This is a genomic window from Lampropedia hyalina DSM 16112, from assembly GCF_900129055.1.
Classification (GTDB): Bacteria; Pseudomonadota; Gammaproteobacteria; order Burkholderiales; family Burkholderiaceae_C; genus Lampropedia; species Lampropedia hyalina.
On sequence record NZ_FQUZ01000010.1, the window covers coordinates 38,017 to 63,045 of the forward strand.

The window sequence follows — 25,029 nt, forward strand, 5'->3', positions numbered from 1 at the left end:
TTTTTTCAGTCAAACCACAAAGAATAAAAAGATTTTTCAATATACAGAAAAGTAATTTTTGTGTAGGACAGGTCATCCACCAGATTCGCCATCGCGCAAACCTTCCTTAATGCAAGCAAACCCTTGCGAAGCAGTCCACAAAGCCCCCGCAATGGCTGGTTCAAGACGAGCGTCATACAATGGAACCTGCACCGACCGCCCACAAGGAGACAAGGTTGGTGCAATGGACTTTTTACCTATTTTCCCCAGGGCCACAGCCCGACACCAGTCGCATTCAATACCATGCCTGACAACAGCACCCCGATTCAAAAAAGCGTTTTGCTGCGCGAAGCAGCCCTGGAATACCACGAGAAACCCAAGCCGGGCAAGATAGGGGTAATGGCAACCAAGCAGCTCATCAACCAGCATGATCTGTCGCTGGCCTACTCGCCCGGCGTGGCCGCGCCCTGCGAGGAAATCCAGAAAGATCCCGCCAACGCGGCCCGTTACACCAGCCGCGCCAATCTGGTGGGTGTCATCAGCAACGGCACTGCCGTGCTGGGTCTGGGCAACATCGGCGCACTGGCCAGCAAGCCTGTCATGGAAGGCAAGGCGGTGCTGTTCAAGAAGTTCTCCGGCATCGATGTATTCGACATCGAAATCGACGAGCTGGACCCCGACAAGCTGATCGACATCATCGCCTCGCTGGAGCCGACCTTCGGCGGTATCAACCTCGAAGACATCAAGGCCCCCGAGTGCTTCTACATTGAGCGCGAGCTGCGCAAGCGCATGAAGATTCCGGTCTTCCACGACGACCAGCACGGCACGGCCATCGTGGTCGGTGCGGCGGTGCTGGGCGGCCTGAAAGTGGTGGGCAAGGACATCCGCGAAGTGAAGCTGGTGACATCCGGCGCGGGTGCGGCCGCGCTGGCCTGCCTGGGCCTGTTGCTCAAGCTGGGCCTGCCACGCGAGAACATCTGGGTCACGGACATCCACGGGCTGGTCTATGAAGGCCGCACCGAGCTGATGGACGAAACCAAGGCGGCCTTCGTCCAGAAAACCGAGCAACGCACCCTGGCCGAAGCCATCGACGGTGCAGACGTGTTCCTGGGACTGTCGGCAGGCGGCGTGCTCAAGCAGGACATGGTGGCCCGCATGGCCGCCAAGCCGCTGATTCTGGCACTGGCCAACCCCAGCCCGGAAATCAACCCCGACGATGTCAAGGCCGTGCGCGACGATGCCGTCATTGCCACCGGCCGCACCGACTACCCCAACCAGGTGAACAACGTCCTGTGCTTCCCCTACATCTTCCGGGGGGCACTGGACTGTGGCGCGACCGCCATCACCGACGAGATGGAAATCGCCGCCGTCAATGCCATCGTTGATCTGGCGCAGGCCGAGCAGAGCGAGGAAGTGGCACGCGCCTATGTGGGTGAAAAACTCAGCTTCGGGCCGGAATACGTCATTCCCAAGCCATTCGATCCGCGCCTGATGACCAATATCGCACCTGCGGTGGCACAGGCCGCACACGACAGCGGTGTGGCTCTGCGTCCCATCACCGACATGGATGCCTATCGCCAGAGCCTGCAAAACTTCGTCTATGCCTCCGGCACGATGATGAAGCCCATCATCCGCGCTGCCAAAAACTCCAGCAACAAGCGCATCGCCTATGCCGAAGGCGAGGAAGAGCGCATTCTGCGCGCCGCCCAGATCGTGGTGGACGACAAGATTGCACGCCCCACGCTGATTGGCCGCCCCTCCGTCATTGCCCAGCGCATCGAAAAATTCGGGCTGCGCCTCAAAGAGGACCGCGACTACGATGTCATCAACGTAGAGAAGGACGACCGCTATAACGACTTCTGGAAAACCTATTACCAGATGACGGCACGCAAGGGCGTGACCCAGCCGATTGCCAAGATCGAAATGCGCCGCCGCCTGGCCCTGATCGGCAGCATGCTGCTGCACAAAGGCTACGTCGATGGCCTGATTACCGGCACCTGGGGCCACAGCAACATGCACCTGCACTACATTGACCAGGTGATCGGCAAGAAACCCGGTGCCAAGACCTACGCGGCCATGAACGCGCTGATTCTGCCCGACCGGCAAATCTTCCTGGTCGATACCCACGTCAATTACGACCCCAGCGCAGAGCAACTGGCAGAAATCACCATCGCTGCCGCCGAAGAAGTGCAACGCTTCGGCATCCACCCGCGTGTGGCCCTGCTCTCGCATTCCAGCTTCGGCAGCAGCAACCAGCCCAGTGCCGTGAAAATGCGCGAAACACTGGAATTGCTGAAGATTCAAGCCCCTTGGCTGGACGTGGACGGCGAGATGCACGGCGATCTGGCCCTCGATGGCAATGCCCGCGCCACCTACCTGCCCGACTCTCCGCTGCAAGGCAATGCCAACCTGCTGGTACTGCCGAACATCGATGCGGCCAACATCGCCTACAACCTGCTGAAGGTGGCGGCAGGCAACAACATTGCCATCGGCCCCATCCTGCTCAATGCCGCCAAGCCCGTGCATGTGCTCACCCCCAGCACCACGGTGCGCCGCATCGTCAATATGACGGCCCTGGCGGTGGTGGATGCCAGCTCGCCGCGCTGAGAGCGACGACACGCGTATGCCTGCCTTCCAGCAGCCACCCGCTGCCCGCCCGCCGCGCCGCAACCAGCCCGTGACGCTGGAGCAGGCAGCGCATGAAGCCCCGATGCTGGCGCACCTGCTGCGGCAGGCCCAGCAATCACAGGCCATGCTGGCCCTGGTGCAGGCACTGGTTCCCCCCGGCCTGTTCCGCAGTCTGCGTGCCGGAGCAGTGGAAAATCAGCAATGGTGCCTGTTCGTGGCCAATGCCCCGGCGGCAGCCAAGCTGCGCCAGCTCACCCCGGCCCTGACAGCGCATCTGCGCACCAAGGGCTACGCCATTCAGGGCATTCGGGTGCTGGTGTCACCGGTACGGTAACGATGGCCGCCGCTTAGAACGTGTTTACGATCTCGGCGCGAGTGCTGTTGTGCCTCAAGAGGCGTAGCTGCAAGGCGAAAACCGCAGTCGGGCTGGTGGCCCGGCGAGGATTTTCAACGCCGCAGATGCGCCTCTTGAGGGGCAACCCACAGGGTATGGCGTAGCCATACAGCTGCGCGACGAGATCGTAAACACGTTCTTATGGAAGGTTGAACCACGCCCGCGCATCGGCGGTGTCGCGGGCAATGCCTTCGGTCAGGGCTTGCAGGCTGGGGTATTTCAGCTCATCGTGCAGTTTGTGCAGCAATTCCACGCGGATGACCTTGCCATAGCCGCCTTCGCGCCCCAGGTGGGCAGGCCAGTCCAGGCAGTGGGTCTCCAGCAGAACACGCCCGCCATTGACATCGTTCGGATCGAGTGATGGGCGGATGCCCAGATTCGCCACCCCCGGCAAGGGCTTGTCGTCCAGCCCATGCACCTGCACAACGAAGATGCCACTGGCAGCGGGCTTCCAGTGCTTGAAGTGCAGGTTCAGCGTGCGAAAGCCATCGCTGGCAGCCGTGCTGCTGGCCCCCAGTTGCCGCCCCAGCTTGCGCCCATGCAGCACATGGCCGCTGATGGCATAGGGCCTGCCCAGCAGTTCGGCGGCATCGGCCATGCGCCCTTCGCGCAGCGCGTGGCGCACCTCCGAACTGGACACACGCACCCCGTGAACCTCGTAGCTGTTCATGCGGGCCACGTCGAAGCCATGCTGGCGACCGAGCCGGTCCAGCAAGGCGTAATCGCCGCGCCGATCCTTGCCGAACAGAAAATCGTCGCCCACCAGCACATACCTGGCCTGCAAGGCCTGCACCAGCACACGCTCCACGAACGCCTCTGGCTCCAGTTGTGACAGTGCGCGGTTGAACGCCAGCATGACGGTCTGGTCGATCTGCGTCGTGCCCAGATCGGCCAGCTTGTCGCGCAGTGTGCCGATGCGTGCAGGGGCGATCTCGGGCCGGTTCAGCACCTTGGCGAAATAGTCGCGCGGGTGTGGCTCGAAGGTCAGGGCGCAACTGGTGATGCCACGGATGGCCGCCTCGTTGCGCAACAGGGCCAACATGGCCTGATGGCCCCGGTGCAGGCCGTCGAAGTTGCCGATGGTGACGGCACAGCCCTTGGCAATGCCGCTTTGGTGAATGCCGCGAAAAACTCTCATGGTGCTTCTTCGATCCGTTGGTTCAGGCAGGCTTGCGGGCTGTGATTACCACGCCCACTACCGGCTGGCCCCGTTCGGTTCGCAAGGGCTGCTCCAGCAGTTCAATCTGCACAAAACCTGCTGCTTCCAGCCAGGCTTGCAATGCGGTTTGGTGGTGCGCATAGCGGCCATTGGCTTGCAGCACATAGCCACGCTCTGCGCCAGCTTGCGCATCGGCCTTTTCGGTGGAGCCGATGAAAACCCCGCCAGCGGTCAGAATGCGCCCGGCATGGACAATGGCTTGGGCCAGATCACCCACATACGGAAATACATCCAGCGCGGTGATGATCTGGTACTGGTCGGACGGGGTATCGCGCAGTGCATCGAGCACATTCACCTGGTGCAGTTTGTCGTACACCCCGTGGCGCGCCGCCCTGTCCAGCATGGGGCGTGAAATATCCACCCCGACCACTGCGCCCTGCCAAGGCCCCAGGTACAGGCCCAGCAGACCCGTGCCACAACCCAGGTCAAGTAGATGCCCGTCCCTGGCAGGGAACAGGCTCCGCAGTTCTTCAGCCACCTGCTGGGGCAACTGGTAGCCCAGCACCCGCACCATGTGGATGTCGTAGCCTTCGGCCATGCCATCGAAGCGCAAGCGCAGCAGTTCGACGGGCTGCACCGGCGGAGTCTGCCCCTGGGTCCATTGCTCGTAATAGCGGTACACGGGATCGTCGGGCTGCTGTTGCAGCAGCACCTGCACATCGGCAGCGGCCTCTGTCGGGCGTTGGGCCTCGACCAGGGCCTCCAGGCGTGCCAGACGCGCCGGGGCATTCTGCGGCTCGCGTTCCAGCACCTGTGCCCACAGCACCAGAGCCTCATCCAGCCGCCCCACGGCAGCCAGATCGCGTGCCAGATAGTCCTGCAACAGCGTGTCGTTCGAGCGCAGTTGCAGGCCCTGCTGCAACCAGCGGATGGCACGCCCCAGATCGCCACTGCGGTGGGCAATATCCACCAGATTGAGCAGCACCGGCAATTGCGTCGGTGCCAACCGGAACACCTGATCGGCCTGCTCCAGGGCACGCGTGAAACGATTGCTGCGCGCCAGCAGCAAGGCCAGCTCCAGTTGCGCAGGCCACCATTGCGGTGCCAGCCGCGCTGCGTGCTCCAGTGCCTCGATGGCCTGATCGGTCTTGCCCGATTTCTCGGCCAGCACACCGCCCAGCATGAAGATGCGCGGATCGTTCGGATGGCTGCGCTGCGCCTGATTCAGCAACTGCGCCACTTCAGGCAGGGCATTGCGGCCCAGGGCCTGCTGGGCACGCGCCAGCAGCGCGGCCAGGGGATCGGTAGGGGTCTGGTTTGGGGTAGGCTTCATGAAAACTCGAACAAGGGCCACGGCACGCATTGGCAGGCAACGCACTGGCATTCGCGCCGTGGTGAAAAACAAGCCAGCCATTATGAAGGATGGCAGGCATGGGTGGCATCAGGCAAACAGGTAGCTGCAAATGGCCACAGCGGCCACCACTGCCACCACATCGGCCGTCAGTGCCGCCAGCAGCGTGTGGCGGATGCGCCGAATCTGCACGGCCCCGAAATACACGGCCAACACATAAAACGTGGTTTCGGTGGAGCCTTGAATGGTGGAGACCAGATAGCCCACATAGCTGTCGGGGCCAATCGTCGGGTCGTGGATGATGGCACTCATCACCCCATATGCCCCCGAGCCGGACAGAGGCCGCAGCAACGCCATCGGCAACGCCTCGGCAGGCAGTCCCAGCGGTGCGGTAAAAACCGCCAGAGCCTGCACGATGACATCCAGCGCGCCACTGGCACGCAACATGCCCACCGCCACCAGAATCGCCACCAGATACGGCATGATGCGCAGGGCCACCTGAAACCCGTCCTTGGCACCTTCCACGAACGCCTCGTACACGCGCACGCCCCGCGCCCAGCCGAACAGCAGAAACGACACCATCAGTCCCGGCACAATCCAGGGGGCAATGGCCCGCCCCCAGACAATGGTGGCAGGAATCGCCAGCAACAGGCCCAGCATGGCCAGCCAGCACACCCAGGCCGGATAGGCACGGTCATCTTCCAGCAGGGCCGCCGTCGGGCCAGCATCATCGGTTGCTGTGCCTGCCGCCGTGTCGCTCACCCACGGGCGTGCCATCGCCAACTCGTGCGCTGTGGCCTGCCCCACCGGGAAATACCGCTGCACCCACCACGCAGCCGCAATCGCGGCCAGCGTGGACACCACGGTGGCAAACAGCGTGGTCGGCAGAATGCCCGCAGGGTCTGCCGAACCAGCAGCCGCGCGGATGGCAATCACCTTCGCTGGCAACAGCGTCACGCCTGAGGTATTGATGGCCAGAAACATGGCCATCGCATTCGTGGCCGTACCGGGGCGCGGATTGAGCTTGTCCAGCTCCTGCATGGCACGAATGCCAAAGGGCGTGGCCGCATTGCCCAGCCCCAGCCCATTGGCCGACATGTTCAGAATCATCGCCCCCATGGCTGGGTGATTGGCAGGCACCTGCGGAAACAGCCGCACCATCAGCGGGCGAATCAGCCGGGCAATGATGACCAGCATCCCGCCTTCCTCGGCCACCTTCATCAACCCCAGGAACAGGGCAAGAACCCCCACCAGCCCGATGGCCAGCTCAATCGCACCGGTGGCCGATGCCACCATGCCGCTGGAGAGCAGCTCCATCGGGCCACTGCCCTGCGCCTCGGAAGGCACAAAATGCCACTGCTTCCAAGCCGCAGTGGCGAATGCGATCAGCACAATCGCCAGAAAAATGATGTTCATTGAACCCTCGATTCCACTCCAGGCACCGCCTGGGCTTGGTGTATCCGGCACCCTCTTTGCACGGGCTTAACAGGCCCTCTGCGAGGCTTTGACATGTTTTTGTCATGCGGGGCCATTATGCTGGCCGCGCCCTGGGTTTACCCAGGGCATTCACAGAAAAAGCCTTGCCAACCCTGGCGGCGTGCCACTGCGCTCACGCATGACGGGCACCCTCCCGGTTGGTGGAATTTTCACCCAGTATCTCCCAAGCAGAATTCACATGGACAAAGATTTCGCCCCCGCGATCAACGATGAACCGGACCTGGGTTCGCAAATCCGGCAACTCCAAGCAGACATCATGGATGATCTGGACGAGGAGCTGGAACTGGAGATGGACGATGCCAGGCTTGATGCCCTGGTCGGCAACGAAAACGCCTCGGCCACCGACATCTCGCGCCGTCGCTACTTCAGCGAACTGCTGCGCCTGCAAGGCGAGCTGGTGCGCCTGCAAGACTGGGTGGTTCACAAGAAGCTGAAAGTCGTGGTGCTGTTCGAGGGCCGCGATTCCGCCGGCAAGGGCGGAGCCATCAAGCGCATCACCCAACGGCTGAACCCGCGCGTCTGCCGCGTTGCCGCCCTGCCCGCGCCCAGCGAGCGCGAGCGCACCCAGTGGTACTTCCAGCGTTACACCGCCCACCTGCCAGCGGGCGGGGAGATGGTGCTGTTCGACCGCAGCTGGTACAACCGCGCCGGGGTCGAAAGGGTCATGGGTTTTTGCTCCGATGCCGAATACGAAGAGTTCTTTCGCAGCGTGGTGGAATTCGAGCGCATGCTGATCCGCTCGGGCATCGTGCTCATCAAATACTGGTTCTCCATCACCGACGAGGAGCAGAACAAGCGTTTCCTGATGCGCATCCACGATCCGCTCAAGCAATGGAAACTCTCGCCTATGGACCTGGAATCGCGCCGCCGCTGGGAAGACTACACCAAGGCCAAGGAAACCATGTTCGAGCGCACCCACCATGCCGACTCACCTTGGTGGGTCATCGAAGGCGACGACAAGAAAAGCGCGCGCCTGAACTGCATCGCCCACCTGCTCGACCAGATTCCGTATGGTGACGTGCCGCACGATCCTGTGCAACTGCCCCCGCGCGTGCACAATCCCGACTACATCCGCCACCCCGTGCCGGACACCATGAAAGTGCCACGCATTTATTGAGCGGTCACATCCGAAAGGGGCAGTGGCATTCAGAGGTGAGGGCCTGCCCCGTTCATGCAGGCCCATGTTGGCAGCGGCAACCGGTAAGCAGCCGGGTAAAATAGTCCGCTTTGTCCTCTTTACCGACACACTCGGCCACGCGCATGTCTGACAACGCCCCCAACACCTCCCCAGCCGTGCAGGATGCACCGGCCACCGACGAAAACCAGTTGATCGCCGAACGCCGCGACAAGCTGCGCGAGCTGCGCGAGCAGTCCGCCGCACGGCAGCAACCCGCCTTCCCCAACGACTTCAAGCCCCAGCACCGTGCCCAGAACCTGCACGACCGCCACGGTGCCGAAGACGGCGCGGCACTGGAGGCCCAGTCCCTAACCGTCTCGGTCGCCGGACGCATGATGCTCAAGCGCGTCATGGGCAAGGCCAGTTTTGCCACTGTGCAGGATGCCACAGGCCGCATCCAGCTCTACATTGGCCGCGATGCCGTGGGCGAAGACGTGTACTCCAGCTTCAAACGCTGGGACCTGGGCGACATCGTTGCCGCCGAAGGCAGCCTGTTCAAGACCAAGACCGGCGAACTCTCCATCAAGGTCGAAACCCTGCGGCTGCTCACCAAGAGCCTGCGCCCGTTGCCCGACAAATTCCACGGCATTGCCGACCAAGAACTCAAGTACCGCCAGCGTTACGTCGATCTCATCACCGACAGCGACACACGCGAACGCTTTGCCGCCCGCAGCAAGGCCATTTCCAGCGTGCGCCAGTTCATGGTCGAACACGAATTCCTTGAAGTCGAAACGCCCATGCTGCACCCCATTCCGGGCGGTGCCAACGCCAAGCCCTTCGTCACCCACCACAATGCCCTCGATCAGGACATGTACCTGCGTATTGCGCCGGAGCTGTACCTGAAGCGGCTGATCGTGGGCGGCTTCGAGCGCGTGTTCGAGATCAACCGCAGCTTCCGCAACGAAGGCATCTCGGTGCGCCACAACCCCGAATTCACCATGATGGAGTTCTACGCGGCCTACTGGAACTACCGCGACCTGATGGACTTCACCGAAGAGCTGCTGCGCCACGTCGCCAAGCAGGCCGTCGGCAACCTGCAACTGACCTACCAGGGGCAGGCAGTGGACCTGGCCCAGCCCTTTGCGCGCCTGACCATCCGCGAAGCCATCGTCGCCCACACCGATGCCGGGGAACACGTCGATGACCGCGACTGGCTCATCACATCCCTGCGCAAGCTGGGCCTGTCGGAAGCCAAGGATCGCCTGAGCACCCGCAGCCTGGCCTCGCTGCAAGTCCTGTACTTTGAGGAAGCCGTGGAAGAAAAGCTCTGGCAACCCACCTTCATCATGGAGCACCCCACCGAAATCTCGCCACTGGCGCGCGCCAACGATGAACGCCCCGAAGTCACCGAACGCTTCGAGCTGTACATCACCGGCCGCGAAATGGCCAATGGCTTCTCGGAACTCAACGATGCCGAAGACCAGGCCGAACGCTTCAACGCCCAGGTGGCCGCCAAGGACGGCGGCGACGACGAAGCCATGTTCTACGACCACGACTTCGTGCGCGCGCTGGAATACGGCATGCCGCCCACCGGCGGCTGTGGCGTGGGGCTGGACCGGCTGATGATGCTGCTCACCGACAGCCCCAGCATCCGCGATGTCATCCTGTTCCCGGCCCTGCGACGCGAAGCCGGCAAGAACGCCTGACCCCATTGCCACCATTCTTCCACGCACCAGAACCGCGCATGTTTCAAGCCCACCTGCCCGTCTGGGCACACGAATGGGTCACACCCTTGGTACTGACCTTGCAGATTGCCCTGATTATGGGCATCGCCTGGTTCATCAAACGCATGCTGGGCAAGCTGATCCAGCGGCTGGCCATGCAATACAGCCTGCCGGCCGACATGGTGGTTCCCATGCGCACCCTGGGCGGCTGGCTCATCATCGCGGTGGCGGCACTGATGGTGCTGCAACGCCTGGGTGTATCGGCTCCGGTGCTGTGGACGGCCCTGTCGGGCTTTGCCGCAATGGCGGCAGTGGCATTTTTTGCCGCCTGGAGCGTACTCTCCAACCTGTTTTGCTCGTTCCTGATATTCACGGCCACGCCCTTTCGCATCGGGGACACCCTGGAGATTCTGGATGCTGCCGACAAACCCGGCGTCAAGGGACGAGTGCTGGTCATTCACCTGCTCTACACCACGCTGGAAGACCTCAACGGCGAAGCCACCGAAGGCGCGCTGCTGCAAATTCCCAACAGCGCGTTCTTCCAGAAAACCATCCGCCGCTGGCAACCCGACGAAAACGACCGCAAGCACTACCACTGGCAGCGCAGGATTTAGCGCGGCCACATCCCCAGCAGAAAACCCACGCACCCGCTTCTTGACAGAAATGTGACCTTCTGACAACACCGGCGGGCACTCGTGGAAAATGGCGTGAAATTTGCTTATAACAATTTCGTGAATCCTTTAGACTGGTGTCCGCTACCTGCCCTGATCTTTGTGTGCCCGATGCCCTGACACTGGTTTCATGCCATGTTCCGGTTGCAGCCACGGCACATTCCTCCTGTCGGGATGGCGACTTTTTTTGACCTTCATCTTTACTGACCACCATGAAAAAAACAGCAATTCACCTGACCGCACTGGCCGCCCTGTTCACGGGCGTGGCCGCCCATGCCCAAAGCAGCGTGACCCTGTATGGCCGCGTGAACACCACGGTCGAATACGAGGATGTGGACGGCACCAGCGGCTCCACCACCGGCCTGAAAAGCTCCGGCTCCTTCATTGGCTTCAAGGGCACGGAAGACCTGGGCAACGGCCTGACCGCCAGCTTCGTGCTGGAGCGCGAAGTCGATGCCACCACCGGTGCCTCCACCGGTTTCGAGCGCGAAACCCATGTCGCCCTCAGCGGTGGCTTCGGTACCGTGAAGCTGGGCAACTACAACTCCACGGCCTACACCTACACCGCCGACTGGATCAGCCTGCACAACCACGATGTCGGCTCGTCTGCCGACAAACTGTTCGCCTACCCAGTCACCAACACCTCCAAGATCGGCTACCGCACCCCCTCGCTGGGCGGTCTGGTACTGGAAGTGGGCTATGGCTTCGAGGACAACCACGGCAATGACTCCCCCTATGATCTGAGTGCCACCTATCAGGCCGGCGCACTGGATCTGGGCTTTGGCTTTGCCAAGTGGAACGACTGGGAAGCCTACACGCTGCGCGCACTCTACACCACCGGCCCGTTCACCCTGGGCGGCTATGTGCAGTACGACGATGACAGCGAGATCAGCACCCGTTATGGCGACCGCTTCTCTGCCCGTCTGGCAGGTGCCTACACCGTGGGCAATTCCGAATTCCACCTGAACGTGGGCTGGGCCGACGACTACGAAAACCTCAGCGACAGTGCTGCCGTGCAATACACGCTGGCATACAACTACAACCTGAGCAAGCGCACCAAGCTGTACGGCTTCTACACCGGACTGGAAAGCGACAACGGTGCCGTATATGGCAATAACCCCGGCAAGGATAGCAGCACCATCGCTGTGGGTATCCGCCACCTGTTCTGATACCCGTCTCCTGCCAGCCCTGCAAGCCAGCGGCTGGCCATCAAAAAAACGCTGGCCCGTTACACGGTGCCAGCGTTTTTTTGTACTTCAACCACCGTCAGAGCCTGCCAGGGCGGCGGTTCGGTCGTGCCGTCGTTACTGCGGCCGGGGCCAGCAGTCCGCGCTTGCGATAGACGATTTCCAGCGGCAGCGTCACCAGGGGCGGAATGGCAGCCAGAATCGCCAGTACGGTGTGCCACAGCGACCAGCGCAACTGCGAAGCCGTCCAAACCGCCACCGCCACATAGACCAGAAAAGCCACTCCATGCAGGCGGCCAAACCACCACACCAGCACTTCAGTGGTACCGGTGCCGTATTTCAGGAACATGCCCAGCAGCAAGCCGGCCCAGGTCAAGGCCTCCACCAGAGCCACCACACTGAACAGCCGACCGATAGGAGATACGGGAGCCGGAGAAGAAAAAGGATTGGCCATGGCTTAGAACCTGTTCATGATCTTTTCATGGGGTACGCACGATGCCAAAACTGTTCCAATCAAGGCGCGCGGCGCAGCACAGACTGGGTGTCTGTGCAAGCCGTGCAACGCCGAGTGGGGCAGTTTTGGCATCGTGCCCTTTGGGTTGCCCCGTCAGGCAGGCCACTGCGGCGTTGCAAATCCTCGCCGGGCCACCAGCCCGACTGCGGTTTGCGCCTTGCATTGACCTGCCTGACGGGGCAACGTACCCCATGAAAAGATCATGAACAGGTTCTTACTGCTTTCCGGTGGAACCGTAACCACCTGCGCCGCGTTCGGAGGCCACAAACTCCTGCACGATGTTCAGGCTGGCCTGCACCACCGGCACGATGACAAGCTGGGCGATCCGATCCAGCGGTGCAATCTGCACGGTCTGGCTGCTGCGGTTCCAGGCACTGACCATCAGTTGTCCCTGATAGTCGCTGTCGATCAGCCCGACCAGATTGCCCAGCACCAGCCCCTGTTTGTGCCCCAGGCCCGAGCGCGGCAGAATCAGCGCAGCATAGCCGGGGTCTTCGAGGTGAATCGCCAGCCCGGTGGGAATCAGCTCGACCTGCCCCGGCTCCAGGGCCAGCGGCTGCTCCAGCATGGCCCGCAAGTCCAGGCCGGCACTGCCTGCCGTGGCGTATTGGGGGAGTTGCCCGTGCAGACGGGCATCGAGAATCTTGACATCGAGTTTCATGGTCTATCGGAAGGTTCGGCCCCGGTAGCCGGGGCGATGGCAGGGGAAGCACTGGCAGTGCCCCGGTTTTCAATCAGGCGGATGCGCATCTGGCTTTCGACCAACAGGGCTTCATTGCCGCTGCGCTGGGCGTATTGTGCCTGCAAGGCCAGCCACGCCAGCAAAGGCCGTCGCCACCCCTGTGCCGAAGCGGTGTCAATGGCGGTTTGCAGCAGGGTCTGCATGGCCGGGCCATCGGCGTTTTCCGGCATATTCTCGGCAGCACCGTAGCGGCGCAATGCCACGGCAGCAGCCAACAGGCGCGAAAGCGGCTCTTCCACCTTGGCCACTGCTGCCACGGCCTGTGGGAAGGCTGCCGGTGCGTCCGCCTCCAGCACCCGTGCCACACCTTGCTGGGCGGCAGGCAACAGCGGGGTTTGCAGCGTGGCCGATGGTGCGTACAGATAATCCGCATACGCCTGCTCGACCTGCCCTGCGACCGGGCGCAACACCTCGAAGCCGGTGCAATCCTGCCAGTCCAGACTGGCCACCTGCACGGCACACCGGCGCAACTCCAGTCGCGCCAGCCGGGCAGGATCGCCAGTGAGCGATACTTGCTCGCGTGCCTTGTTCCATTCGTGCTGCGCTTCAGAGGTGCGACCTGCCAGCCAGGCATTCTCAGCGGCTTGCAGCGCGGCATGGCTGTTGATCTGCCAGGCGGGCGTGGGCGGCTTGTGGCCACAGGCCAGCAACAGCAGCCCCGCCAGCAGGGGCAGTGCCATGCGGATGGCCGCAGTGCAAACAGTCATCGGCACTCCTTCAAGGCAGGGTGATTTCAGGGGTCTGGCCAAACGGCCAGCGGCTGTTGATTTGCCCCAGCAGGCCATCGACCTTGCGCAGGCTGCTCTGCACTTCCATGCGCAGCGCGTTCAGGTCGGTAGAGGTTTCGCTGAGGTTGCCACTGATGGTCTTGGCATCGTCGAGCACCCGGTTGATTTTCTCCAGGCTCTGGCGCGTGTCGCTGAGCAGGGCTTGCAGTTCCTGGGTGCTGGCCTGTGCATCGCGCACCAGCCCGCTGGCTCCGAACACCTGTTCATCGGCATGGCCTGCCATGCGGTTGAGCCGCCCCACCAAATGGTTGATGCCAGTCAGGGTCTGCCGCACTTGTGCGGCCTCCTCGCCATTGCCCAGCAGTGTGCGCAACAGGCCATCGCGGGCAGTGGTCTGCCCCAGTGTCGCGCCCAACTGGTTCAGGTGTGCGAGGCTTTGCGCCAGATCGGACTGGCCGGAGGTCAGTTGTCCCAGGTTGTCCAACACCACGCGGGTGGATGCCAGCAACTGGGGAATCTCTGCCGAAGCGTCGCCGTAGAGCACCGTGCGTTCGGCATTGTCGGGCAGCGGGGGATCGTCCCAGTCGCTGGTGTAGGCACGCAGGCTGGTGGCTCCCAGAATATTGCGCACCAGTGTGAACAGGCTGGATTCGCGCAGCCGGTGGGCGTTGCTCTCCGGAATGGCAATGTGGATGCGCACCGTACCATCGTCGGCCAGTTGAATCTGCTGCACCGAGCCAATCGGGAAGCCGGAAAACGTCAGGTCCATGCCAATGGAGATGCCGTCGGAATTGTCGGCGGTGAGGATCAGGCTCTGCTTGTCCTCGAATGCCCCGCGTGCGTACAGCAGGTAGAACCCCCCCCCCAGTGCCAGCACCAGCGTCAGTGCCATCAGCACCAGCGACTGCCAGTGCAGGCGGCGGTTGGGCTGGAGCAGCGGCAAGCCCAGCGACGACAGCGGGGCTGGGTCGGCATCAGGGGAAAGCGGGGGAGACTGCGGCGTGCTCATGCGGGAGGGCAGAGGGTTTCAGAAGTAGTGCAAGGCCAAGCATAACACCTCGATCAGCAACAGGATCGCCAGCATCCGCGCCAGCGTGGCCAGCTCGGTGTCGGAACGCAGGCCATAGCGGGTGTTGTAAATGCCCGAGGTCAGCGGAATCAGCCCCACCACAAAACCAAAGGAAAGCACCTTCAGGAAATAAATGATGCTGAAAGGCGCGGTCATGATGCGCCCGAATTCGTGCGTGAACAGCGACAGCCCGGCTGCCGTATAGCCATACACGCCCACATAAAGCGTGCCCATCGCCAGCACGCTGCCAAAGGCAGTGAACATGGTGCTGGCGTACAGGCTCATGAGCAGGCGCGGCAATAATTCGCTGCGCAACGGGTCGCCCCCGGCCTGGCGCACCCGCTGCAAATGCCGTGCGCGCCGCAGGCCGGCCAGCTCGGCCCCCATCGGAATGCCCATCTTGATGGCCACCACCAGGGCCGCTGCCAGCGGCAACAGTTCCAGCACCAGCACACGCTGCACCAGCGGCATGGTCAAACCCGCCAGCCCATAACCGGCCAGCGATTGCGCCACGATGCGCGTGAGCACCGACGAGGCCAGAGCCACCAGCAGCAAAAACAGCACCAGCGGCCATTTCAGCCGCACATAGACCCGCTGCGCCACGGTATTCCACAGACGCAGGCTGTAACTGGCCGGTGATGCCATCAGCAGCAGCGCGGCAGAGCCCACATACAGATTGTTCCACCACAGCAGCCACCACTCATGCAGGTGCTGCCAAAGCTTCTGCGGAGGCGGTGCAGCAGCGGCCATCCGCTGGCCCGGCTCTGGCTGGCGTTCAGACATGGCGGGGTCGCGCCGAAGGCACGGCGGTGTGGGCTGTGTCCATCTGGTCGGCCTGCTGGTGCAGGGTCTCGATCAGATGGCAGTGCGTGCCCTGGCCGTCGCACACTTGCAGCAGCCCCGCGAGCTTGTGCTCCAGCCCCTGCAACTCCAGCAGACGTTCGCGCACATGGTGCAGATGCCCGGCAATCGCATCGATGGCCAGCGCGCAGTCCTGCGGGCGGGATTCATCGAGTTGCAGGATGTGCGCGGTCTCCTCCAGCGACATATCCAGTGAGCGGCAAAGGCGAATCAGCCGCAAGGTATGAATATCCTGTGCCGTATAGTAACGATATTGGTTGTCGGCGCGCAGACTGGCCTGCAACAGCCCCTGGCTCTCGTAGTGGCGGATATTGGCCGCCGACACGCCCGACAGCCGTGCCGCCTCGCCAATGCGGTAGTGCCTGCCGCTATCAGGCGACACGCTCGAAGGGCGTACAGAAGTGCTCAATTTGCCGCGTCCATTCCAAAATGCAGAAGGGCCATAGCGTACCAAAATCCCGCATGGGTGAGGCCCATGCAAGACCATGCCACAGCCAAATTGTAAAAAATGTAAATCCACCCCCTACCCTGTCAACGCACAGGCACCTGACCACGTTGTGGATGGCATGTTTCATTCCAACGAAAGTGAATCCTCCATGACACACACCGCCATTCTGAGCATCTGGCCCGACGACGAACGCGATCGCAAGCGTTGAGCCATCGCTCCCTGATCCACCCTTGTATTGCATACCAGCCGACAACTGAAGCGGTTGGTATTTTTTTGCCTGCCGCAATCGCCCCCTCACTTGCGTACCGCCACATGCCGCCCATGCACACCAGCCTGATACGGCAACAGGCCCGCACCGGGAAAATGCCCTAGAATTTTTCCCTTTTTCACAGGGGATGGGCATGGGCCTGAAATTTTCCAAAGACCACACATGGGTGGACGACAGCAATGTGCAGGCGGCCACGGTGGGCATTACCGTCCATGCGCAAGAGACGCTGGGGGACGTGGTGTTCGTCGATCTGCCAGCGATTGGCCAGCGTTTCCAGCAAGGCGACGTGGTGGGCGTGGTGGAATCGGTCAAGGCCGCAGCCGATGTGCTGCTGCCGGTGGCCGGTGAAATTGTCGCCGTGAACGAAGCCCTGCGCGACGATCCCTCGCTGGCCAATACCGATCCGCTGGGAGCGGGCTGGTTCGTGCGCATTGCCATCAGCGCGCCCGAACAGCTCGATGGCTTGCTGCAAGCGCAGGCCTACAGCGACTTTTCGGCCAACGCCTGAACTTTCGCCTGTTCGGGCACGGATGCGCAATGCGCCTGCACCGTCTGGCGCAGAAAATCCCACACCAGTTTCATGCGGTCGAGGTGGCGGATTTCCGAAGGAATCGACATCCAGAAGGTACGCTGGAAAAATGCCTCGTCGGGCAATAGCACTTGCAGTTCCGGCAGGCCATCGGCCAGGAAGGCGGGCAGGATGCCCAGCCCATGTCCGGCGCGTACCGCCTGCACCTGGGCCTGGATGCTGGTGCTGCGCAAGGCAAAGCGTTCGGGCCGATAAAAGGATTCGAGAAACAGCAACTGCCGCGTGAACAGCATGTCGTCCACATAGCTGACGAAACCATGCCGCGCCAGATCGCTCTTGCACCGAATCGGCGGATGGCGGGACAGGTACGCGGTCGCGCCATACAGGCGCAAGCCGTAGTCGCACAGCTTGGTGACCACCACACTGCCGCGCGAAGGACGTTCCAGCGAGATGACGATATCCGCCTCGCGGCGCGACAGATGCACCAGCCGGGACAAGGCCAGCAAATCCACGGTCAGGCCCGGATGCTGTTGGGCAAGCTGTGCCAGCGGGGCCGCCAGCACATGCACGCCCAGCCCTTCGGGTGCCCCCACGCGCACCAGACCGGCAATGCCGCTGTGGCCAGCCAGTGACTGGTGCTCGATGGCACTGAAGGCCACTTCCATCGCCTGCGCCTGCGTCCACAGCAGCCGTCCGGCTTCGGTCAGTTGCTGGCCATGCCGGTCGCGGCTGAACAAGGCCGCTCCCATCTGCTTTTCCAGAGCCTGAATGCGGCGGCTGACGGTGGTGTGATCCACCTGGAGCTGGCGGGCCGCATTGACGAGCGTGCCTGCCCGTGCCAGCACCAGAAAAAACCGCAGATGATCCCAATCCATTCATCACTCCTTTGATTGCCCAACTTGCATTGCGCGGTATGGCACGCGCCAGGTTGTGCAATTTTGCACATCTATGCTGCACCTATACCTATTGTCATGGTGATTTTGCACAGATACGATGAACGCCGAATATCTGCTGTGTACACCCAAGTCATAAAAAGGAGACCCATCATGAATGCCACCACCGGACAGAACGCCATCCCCACCGTCAAGCTCTTGATCGGGGGCGAGTTCGTCGAATCCCAGACCACCGAATGGCGCGAGGTCATCAACCCCGCCACCCAGCAAGTGCTGGCGCGCGTGCCATTGGCCACGCAGGCGGAAATCGATGCCGCCGTGGCCAGTGCCAAGACGGCATTCAAGACCTGGAAGAAAACGCCCATCGGCACGCGCGCGCGCATCTTCCTGAAGCTGCAACAGCTCATCCGCGAAAACATGGCCGAACTGGCCGCACTGCTCACCGCCGAACAGGGCAAGACCCTGCCCGATGCCGAAGGCGATGTGTTCCGGGGGCTGGAAGTCGTGGAGCACGCCGCCAGTGTCGGCAACCTGCAACTGGGCGAGCTGGCCAACAACGTCGCCAACGGGGTGGATACCTATACGCTGCTGCAACCGCTGGGCGTGTGTGCGGGCATCACGCCCTTCAACTTCCCAGCCATGATTCCGCTGTGGATGTTCCCGATGGCCATTGCCACCGGCAACACCTTCGTACTCAAGCCATCCGAGCAAGACCCGCTGGTGACGATGCGCCTGGTGGAACTGGCCCTGGAGGCGGGCATCCCCCCCGGCGTGCTGAACGTGGTGCATGGCGGTGAAGCCACCGTGAACGCCATCTGCGACCATGCCGACATCAAGGCCATCTCCTTCGTTGGCTCCACCAAGGTGGGCACACATGTCTATAACCGCGCCTCGCTGGCGGGCAAGCGCGTGCAGTGCATGATGGGTGCGAAAAACCACGCCATCGTGCTGCCCGATGCCCACAAGGAGCAAACGCTCAACGCGATTGCCGGGGCAGCCTTCGGCGCGGCAGGCCAACGCTGCATGGCCCTGCCGGTGGTGGTGCTGGTGGGTGAGGCGCAACGCTGGATTCCCGAGTTGGTGGCAAAAGCCAAGACCCTGAAAATCAATGCAGGCACGGAACCGGGCACCGACGTGGGGCCGCTGATTTCGTGTGCCGCCCGCGAGCGGGTGGAAAGCCTGATCGAACGCGGCATTGCCGATGGCGCGACACTGGAACTTGATGGCCGCCAGCCCACCGTGCCAGGTTACGAGAGCGGCAACTTCGTCGGCCCCACCATCTTCTCCAACGTGAAGCCGGGCATGTCGATCTACGACATCGAGATTTTCGGGCCAGTGCTCAGCCTGGTGAATGCCGACTCCCTGGACGAGGCCATCGAATTCATCAACGCCAACCCCAACGGCAACGGCACGGCCATCTTCACGCAGTCGGGTGCGGCGGCACACCGCTTCCAGGAAGACATCGACATCGGTCAGGTCGGCATCAACGTACCGATTCCCGTGCCGGTGCCGCTGTTCTCGTTCAGTGGTTCGCGCGCCTCCAAGCTGGGCGATCTCGGCCCCTATGGCAAGCAAGTCATCCTGTTCTATACACAGACCAAGACCGTGACAGCGCGCTGGTTCGACGACCAGACCGCCGCCACCGGGCTGAATACCACGATCAGCCTGAAATAAGCGGCAACCAGCCACTGCCGCCAGAACGCGGGCAGGCCAACCACACCGCGCCTGCCTGCTTCTGTTGCCATCGGCGCACCACTGTCCACGCCAAGAGACAGCTGCCACAAAAACAGGAGACACACACCATGCACTTCGAGCCAAGCGAAGAACAGCTTGCCTTTGCAGACACGGCCCGCGCATTCGCACGCGAGGAATTCGCTCCCTTTGCCGCGCAGTGGGATGCAGAGGCCCATTTCCCGCGAGAGACCCTTGCCAAGGCCGGGGAGTTGGGTTTTTGCGGCCTGTACGCTCCCGAACGCATCGGCGGGCTGGCCCTGCCCCGCCTGGATGCCACCTTCGTATTCGAGGAGCTGGCCGCCATCGACCCCTCGACCACCGCATTCCTGACCATTCACAACATGGCCACCTGGATGCTGGGCACCTGGGGCACAGACGCTGTGCGGGCCGAATGGGGCCAGGCCCTGAGCAGCGGCCAGAAGCTGGCCTCCTACTGCCTGACCGAGCCGGGTGCAGGCTCCGATGCCGCCTCGCTCAAGACCCGCGCCGAGCGCGTGGGCGACGAGTACATCATCCACGGCAACAAGGCTTTCATCTCCGGTGCGGGAAGCACCGATGTGCTGGTGCTGATGGCCCGCACCGGTGCCGCCGGGGCAGACGGAATTTCTGCCTTCGTCGTCCCGGCCCATGCCCAGGGCATCAGCTATGGCAAGAAAGAACAGAAAATGGGCTGGAACAGCCAGCCCACCCGCACCATCAACTTCGATCAGGTGCGCATTCCCGCCCACAACCTGCTGGGCAGCGAGGGCGAAGGATTCAGGATCGCCATGAAGGGGCTGGATGGCGGACGCATCAACATTGCCACCTGCTCCGTGGGCGCGGCACAGGGCGCGCTGGCACAGGCGCAACGCCATATGCAGGAACGCGAGCAATTCGGCAGGCCCATTGCCGGTTTTCAGGCGTTGCAGTTCAAGCTGGCCGACATGGCCACCGAACTGGTGGCGGCACGGCAGATGGTGCGTCTGGCCGCCAGCAAGCTGGACCGGCAGGACCCCACGGCCACCACCTATTGCGCCATGGCCAAGCGGTTTGCCACCGATGCGGGCTTTGCCGTGTGCAACGAAGCCCTGCAACTGCATGGCGGCTATGGCTACATCCGCGACTACCCGCTCGAGCGGCTGCTGCGCGATGCGCGCGTACACCAGATTCTGGAAGGCACGAACGAGATCATGCGCGTCATCATTGCCCGTCGCATGTTGCAGGACGATGCCCCCGATGCCATCCGCTGAAACGGCATCGCACGCACCACCACAGCAATCACCCACACCACACAAGGAGACATCCACATGAAAATCGCATTCATCGGCCTGGGCAACATGGGCAGCGGCATGGCCTTGAACCTGCTGCGGGCAGGGCACGAAGTCCGGGGGTTCGATCTCTCGGAAGCCGCTCAGAAATTCCACGCCGATCAGGGCATTCACATTGCCACCAGTGCCGCCGAAGCCGCCGATGGCGCGCAGGTGGTCGTCACCATGCTGCCTGCCAGCACGCATGTACAGGCATTGCTGCTGGGCACGGCAGAGCACCCCGGCCTGCTGGAGCGTCTGCCGACGGGCACGCTGGTCATCGACAGCAGCACCATTGCCGCCGACACCGCCCGCACGGTGGGCAAGGCGGCGGCGGCACGGGGCATTGATTTTCTGGATGCGCCGGTCTCCGGCGGCACGGCGGGCGCCGCCGCCGGAACGCTGACCTTCATGATCGGCGGCACGGCAGAGGCACTGGAGCGTGCCCGCCCGCTGCTGGAGACCATGGGCAAGAACCTGTTCCATGCCGGTGCCAGCGGCGCAGGCCAGACCGCCAAAATCTGCAACAACATGCTGCTGGGCATCCTGATGATCGGCACCTCCGAAGCCCTGTCGCTGGGCATGGCCAACGGGCTGGATGCCAAGGTGCTCTCCGAGATCATGCGCCGCAGCTCCGGCGGCAACTGGGCACTGGAGGTCTACAACCCCGTGCCCGGCGTGCAGGAGGCCTCTGCCGCCACACGCGGCTACACCGGCGGTTTTGGCACCGACCTGATGCTCAAGGACCTGGGGCTGGCCCTGGAAAACGCCATCACCGCCAAGGCCGCCACCCCACTGGGCGCGCTGGCCCGCAGCCTGTACGCGGCCCACAGCCTGGGGGGACATGGTGGGCAGGATTTTTCCAGCATCATCGAGCTGTTGCAGAAATAAGCCAGGGCGTTTCTTCAGATTCTCTTCAGGGAGTGTGGCGACACTCCCTTTTTTTGTATCTGGAATCACCCGCATTCAGACTCCAAATGGCAGACAGGATTCAAGGTTTTTGCCATGAAATGCAGTTGAATAATAAGAATTACCATCTAATGCAGGGTTGCTACCATTGTCTGCCGTTCAAAACCCGTGAATTCGCTCGCCCGTTTCTTCATTCGCCGCCCGGTCGCCAGCATGATGCTGGCGATTGCCGTGATTCTGGCGGGCCTGCTGGCATGGCGCATGTTGCCGGTCGCGCCTCTGCCACAGGTGGATTTTCCATCCATCGAGGTCTCGGCCAGCCTGCCGGGGGCCAGCCCGGAGAGCATGGCCAGCACGGTGGCCGCGCCGCTGGAGCGCGCGCTGGGCAGCATTGCCGGGGTCACGCGCATCCGCTCCAGCAGCAACCAGGGTTCCACGCGGATTTCGCTGGATTTTGAACTCGACCGCAATCTCGACGATGCCGCCCGCGAGGTGCAGGCGGCCATCCATGCTGCACGCGGCCAGTTGCCTTCGGGCATGACGGGCAACCCAAGCTACCGCAAGGTCAATCCCTCGCAGGCTCCCATCATGGCACTGGCGTTGAGTTCGCCCAGCCTGCCGCCTTCGGTGCTGTACGACAACGCTTCCACGGTACTGGCCCAGAAGATCGCCCAGGTGATTGGCGTGGGTGAGGTGGCCATCGATGGCGCATCCCTGCCTGCCGTGCGGGTGCAGCTCGATGGCGCGGCCCTGACGCACCGGGGGCTGTCGATGGAAGACGTGCGCCGCGCCATCGGCAACGCCAATGCCTGGCGGCCGCTGGGGGTGCTGGAGCAGGCAGAGTTGCGCTGGCAGATCGGCCTGTCGGCAGCCATGCGCAGTGCCGAGGAATTCCGCCACCTGGTCATCCGCCACGAAGGCGGCACGATGGTGCGGCTGGGCGATGTCGCGCAGGTAGAGGATTCGGTGGAAAACCGCTACGCCAGCAGCTTCCACAACGAGCGCACGGCGGTGGTGCTGTCCATCAGCCGCAGGCCGGGGGCCAACATGGTGCAGACCATCGATGCCATTCACGCGCAGATGCCGCAACTGCGCGCCCTGCTGCCCGCCGACACCCAACTGACGGTGGTGATGGATCGATCCCCCGGCATTCGCGCCACGCTGGCCGAAGCGCAATGGACGCTGGTGCTGGCCTGCCTGCTGGTGGTGCTGGTGGTGTGGGCGTTCCTGGGCAGTGTGCGCACCGCGCTGATTCCTGCGCTGGCCCTGCCGGTGTCGCTGATCGGGGCGTTCACCGTCATGTGGTGGCAGGGCTTTTCGCTCAACAACCTCAGCCTGATGGCCCTGATCGTGGCCGCCGGGCTGGTGGTGGACGATGCCATCGTGGTGCTGGAGAACATTCAACGCCACATCGAACACTACCGGCAGATGGCGGTGGCAGGCAGTGCCGCGCGCACCCGCTTGGGCATCTGGCGGGCGGCACTGCGCGGTGCGGGCGAGGTGGGCTTCACGCTGCTGGCGATGAATGTCTCGCTGGTGGTGGTGTTCCTGTCGATTCTGTTCATGGGCGGGGTGATCGAGAAACTGTTCAGCGAGTTTTCCGTCACGCTGGTGGCGGCCATCGTCATCTCGTTGCTGGTGTCCGTATCGCTCACCCCGGCCCTGTGCGCCCACGCGCTGCAATCCACACCGCAGCGCGACGGGCTGGCCGGTCGGCTGGGGCAGGCAGTGCTGGCCGATCTGCAACTGGCCTATGCCCAGAGCCTGGGCTGGGCACTGCGCCACGGTGTGTTCATGTTGCTGCTGCTCGCTGGCGTGGTAGGGCTGACGGCATGGCTCTACACCAGCATTCCCAAGGGCATGCTGCCCACGCAGGACACCGGCCAGCTCAGCGGCTTCGTGCGCGGGGACGACGGCTTCTCCTTCCAGGTGATGCAGCCGAAGATCGAAACCTATCGCCAGTATGTGCTGCAAGACCCGGCGGTGGCGGATGTCACCGGCACCAGCGGCGGCTCCGGCGGCATCAGCAATGCGCGGCTCCAGATTCGCCTCAAGCCGCTGGAAGAGCGCGGTGCATCGGCCGCCGAAATCGCCGCCCGTCTGCGCAGCAACGCGCCACCCCAGCCCGGTGGCGTGCTGAACATGAACGTGGAGCAGGACATCCGCCTTGATGGCGGGCCGGGAGCCTTTGGACAGGGTGAGCAGCAACTGGTGTTGCGCTCCGACTCCACCGCGCTGCTCAAGCAATGGGCGCGGCCCGTGGGTGAGGCCATCGAGCAACTGCCGGAACTCGTGGATGTGCGCGTGCCCAACAGCGAGGATGCCCAGCAGGTGGAGCTGACCATCGACCGCGAAGCCGCCCAGCGGCTGGGCGTGACCATGAGCAGTGTGGCATCGGTGCTGAACAACTCGTTCTCGCAACGGCAAGTCGCCACGCTGTACGACGACCTGAACCAGTACCGCGTGGTGATGGAACTCTCGCCCGTCTTCGGCAACGACCCGACCGCACTGGCGCAGACGAACATCATCAACCAGGACGGCCAGCCCGTGCCGCTGTCATCGCTGGCGCACTGGGGCTATGGTCTGGCGCAGGACCGCGTACAGCACGACGACCAGTTCGCCTCCATCGGCATCGACTACGGACTGGCTCCGGGCATCACCCTGCCGCAGGCACAGGCGGCGATTGCGCAGAAGCTGGCGGACATTCACCTGCCCCCGACCATCTTCACCGGTGCGCGGCAGAACGACCCGAACAGCATCGAGGCCACGCTGCAACGCCAGCCCTGGCTGGTGCTGGGCGTGCTGGTGGCGGTGTATCTGGTGCTGGGCATGTTGTACGAAAACCTGCTGCATCCGCTGACGATTCTCTCCACCCTGCCCGCTGCCAGCGTCGGTGCCCTGCTGGCCCTGTCGCTGTCGCAGACCGAATTCAGCCTGATCGCACTGCTGGCCCTGTTCCTGCTGATCGGCATTGTCATGAAGAACGCCATCCTGCTGATCGACTTCGCACTGGATGCTCAGCGCAAACGCAAGCTCTCGCCCGAGGCCGCCATTGCCGAAGCCGCCAGCAAGCGGCTGCGCCCGATTCTGATGACCAATCTGGCCGCCCTGCTGGGCGCGGTGCCACTGGTGCTGGGCTTTGGCGAAGGCTCCGAAATGCGCCGCCCGCTGGGCATTGCCATCATCGGCGGGCTGGCCATCAGCCAGTTGCTCACGCTCTACACCACGCCGGTCGTGTACCTCTATCTGGAACGCCTGCGGCTGCGCTGGCATCGCCACCCACACCCCGCCCCTGCCGCCGCACCCGCTGCCCGTTGAGCCAAGCCCCATCGACTGACACC

The 25,029-nt window shown here is 63.0% G+C and carries 21 protein-coding genes; 11 read left to right on the plus strand and 10 right to left on the minus strand.

The window, feature by feature from the left end; translation table 11 throughout:
* Positions 1–282 precede the first annotated feature (282 nt).
* Both BUE21_RS05655 and BUE21_RS05660 read left to right on the plus strand, forming a co-directional pair.
* The gene (locus BUE21_RS05655; RefSeq protein ID WP_073355606.1) at positions 283–2,586 is read left to right on the plus strand and encodes an NADP-dependent malic enzyme; all 2,304 of its coding nucleotides are present in this window, start codon (positions 283–285) and stop codon (positions 2,584–2,586) included.
* Entirely contained in the window at positions 2,567–2,941 is a 375-nt protein-coding gene (locus tag BUE21_RS05660; protein ID WP_084522920.1) for a DciA family protein, read from the plus strand. The genes BUE21_RS05655 and BUE21_RS05660 overlap by 20 nt, the downstream gene beginning before the upstream one ends.
* A 199-nt stretch (positions 2,942–3,140) precedes the next feature.
* Here BUE21_RS05660 and BUE21_RS05665 read toward each other — a convergent pair whose 3' ends face one another.
* From BUE21_RS05665 to BUE21_RS05675, 3 genes are all read right to left on the minus strand, one after another.
* On the minus strand, positions 3,141–4,139 hold the full coding sequence (locus tag BUE21_RS05665) for a bifunctional riboflavin kinase/FAD synthetase (RefSeq protein ID WP_073355610.1): 999 nt from the start codon (positions 4,137–4,139) through the stop codon (positions 3,141–3,143).
* 22 nt (positions 4,140–4,161) lie between these two features.
* Positions 4,162–5,493, minus strand: coding sequence for a tetratricopeptide repeat protein (locus tag BUE21_RS05670; protein ID WP_159435809.1), 1,332 nt, complete (start codon positions 5,491–5,493; stop codon positions 4,162–4,164).
* Positions 5,494–5,601: 108 nt separating this feature from the next.
* Positions 5,602–6,927 carry a nucleoside recognition domain-containing protein gene (locus BUE21_RS05675; protein WP_073355617.1) on the minus strand — a complete coding sequence of 442 codons (1,326 nt, stop codon included), beginning with the start codon at positions 6,925–6,927 and terminating at the stop codon, positions 5,602–5,604.
* Between the two features lie 337 nt (positions 6,928–7,264).
* Here BUE21_RS05675 and ppk2 point away from each other — a divergent pair, with 337 nt between their 5' ends.
* The 4 genes from ppk2 (at position 7,265) to BUE21_RS05695 (ending at position 11,689) form a co-directional block, all read left to right on the plus strand.
* On the plus strand, positions 7,265–8,125 hold the full coding sequence (ppk2, locus tag BUE21_RS05680) for a polyphosphate kinase 2 (protein ID WP_407656054.1): 861 nt from the start codon (positions 7,265–7,267) through the stop codon (positions 8,123–8,125).
* Between the two features lie 143 nt (positions 8,126–8,268).
* Positions 8,269–9,831, plus strand: a complete 1,563-nt coding sequence (lysS, locus tag BUE21_RS05685; RefSeq protein ID WP_073355622.1) for a lysine--tRNA ligase — start codon at positions 8,269–8,271, stop codon at positions 9,829–9,831.
* 38 nt (positions 9,832–9,869) lie between these two features.
* Complete coding sequence (locus BUE21_RS05690) at positions 9,870–10,463, plus strand: mechanosensitive ion channel family protein (RefSeq protein WP_073355625.1); 594 nt, start codon at positions 9,870–9,872, stop codon at positions 10,461–10,463.
* Between the two features lie 269 nt (positions 10,464–10,732).
* Positions 10,733–11,689, plus strand: a complete 957-nt coding sequence (locus BUE21_RS05695; protein WP_073355628.1) for a porin — start codon at positions 10,733–10,735, stop codon at positions 11,687–11,689.
* Between the two features lie 97 nt (positions 11,690–11,786).
* Here BUE21_RS05695 and BUE21_RS05700 read toward each other — a convergent pair whose 3' ends face one another.
* From BUE21_RS05700 to BUE21_RS05725, 6 genes are all read right to left on the minus strand, one after another.
* Entirely contained in the window at positions 11,787–12,161 is a 375-nt protein-coding gene (locus BUE21_RS05700; protein WP_073355631.1) for a DUF3817 domain-containing protein, read from the minus strand.
* Positions 12,162–12,435: 274 nt separating this feature from the next.
* Positions 12,436–12,882 (minus strand): dUTP diphosphatase, encoded by a 447-nt coding sequence (dut, locus tag BUE21_RS05705; protein WP_073355635.1) that lies wholly within the window; start codon positions 12,880–12,882, stop codon positions 12,436–12,438.
* Positions 12,879–13,670, minus strand: a complete 792-nt coding sequence (locus BUE21_RS05710; protein ID WP_073355637.1) for a hypothetical protein — start codon at positions 13,668–13,670, stop codon at positions 12,879–12,881. The genes dut and BUE21_RS05710 overlap by 4 nt, the downstream gene beginning before the upstream one ends.
* Positions 13,671–13,680: 10 nt before the next feature.
* Complete coding sequence (locus BUE21_RS05715; RefSeq protein ID WP_073355639.1) at positions 13,681–14,700, minus strand: MlaD family protein; 1,020 nt, start codon at positions 14,698–14,700, stop codon at positions 13,681–13,683.
* An 18-nt stretch (positions 14,701–14,718) separates the two neighbouring features.
* Entirely contained in the window at positions 14,719–15,543 is an 825-nt protein-coding gene (locus tag BUE21_RS05720; RefSeq protein ID WP_084522925.1) for an ABC transporter permease, read from the minus strand.
* Positions 15,536–16,030: a MerR family transcriptional regulator gene (locus BUE21_RS05725; protein WP_234971060.1), complete on the minus strand. Its 495-nt coding sequence runs from the start codon at positions 16,028–16,030 to the stop codon at positions 15,536–15,538. Before BUE21_RS05725 ends, BUE21_RS05720 begins: the two co-directional genes overlap by 8 nt.
* 440 nt (positions 16,031–16,470) lie before the next feature.
* On the opposite strand from BUE21_RS05725, the gene gcvH reads away from it, so the two are divergent.
* A complete protein-coding gene (gene gcvH, locus BUE21_RS05730; RefSeq protein ID WP_073355704.1) occupies positions 16,471–16,845 on the plus strand; it encodes a glycine cleavage system protein GcvH in 375 nt (124 codons plus the stop codon).
* On the opposite strand, the gene BUE21_RS05735 is transcribed toward gcvH, so the two are convergent.
* Positions 16,818–17,741 carry a LysR family transcriptional regulator gene (locus tag BUE21_RS05735; RefSeq protein ID WP_073355645.1) on the minus strand — a complete coding sequence of 308 codons (924 nt, stop codon included), beginning with the start codon at positions 17,739–17,741 and terminating at the stop codon, positions 16,818–16,820. The two genes, gcvH and BUE21_RS05735, sit on opposite strands and share 28 nt — an antisense overlap.
* Before the next feature lie 171 nt (positions 17,742–17,912).
* Between BUE21_RS05735 and BUE21_RS05740 the strand changes: the two genes are divergently transcribed.
* From BUE21_RS05740 to BUE21_RS05755, 4 genes are all read left to right on the plus strand, one after another.
* Positions 17,913–19,433, plus strand: coding sequence for a CoA-acylating methylmalonate-semialdehyde dehydrogenase (locus BUE21_RS05740; protein WP_073355647.1), 1,521 nt, complete (start codon positions 17,913–17,915; stop codon positions 19,431–19,433).
* A gap of 128 nt (positions 19,434–19,561) precedes the next feature.
* Complete coding sequence (locus BUE21_RS05745; RefSeq protein ID WP_073355648.1) at positions 19,562–20,722, plus strand: acyl-CoA dehydrogenase family protein; 1,161 nt, start codon at positions 19,562–19,564, stop codon at positions 20,720–20,722.
* Between the two features lie 57 nt (positions 20,723–20,779).
* Complete coding sequence (mmsB, locus tag BUE21_RS05750) at positions 20,780–21,670, plus strand: 3-hydroxyisobutyrate dehydrogenase (RefSeq protein ID WP_073355649.1); 891 nt, start codon at positions 20,780–20,782, stop codon at positions 21,668–21,670.
* 186 nt (positions 21,671–21,856) lie between these two features.
* Positions 21,857–25,006, plus strand: coding sequence for an efflux RND transporter permease subunit (locus tag BUE21_RS05755; protein WP_073355651.1), 3,150 nt, complete (start codon positions 21,857–21,859; stop codon positions 25,004–25,006).
* The last annotated feature ends 23 nt before the right edge of the window (positions 25,007–25,029 follow it).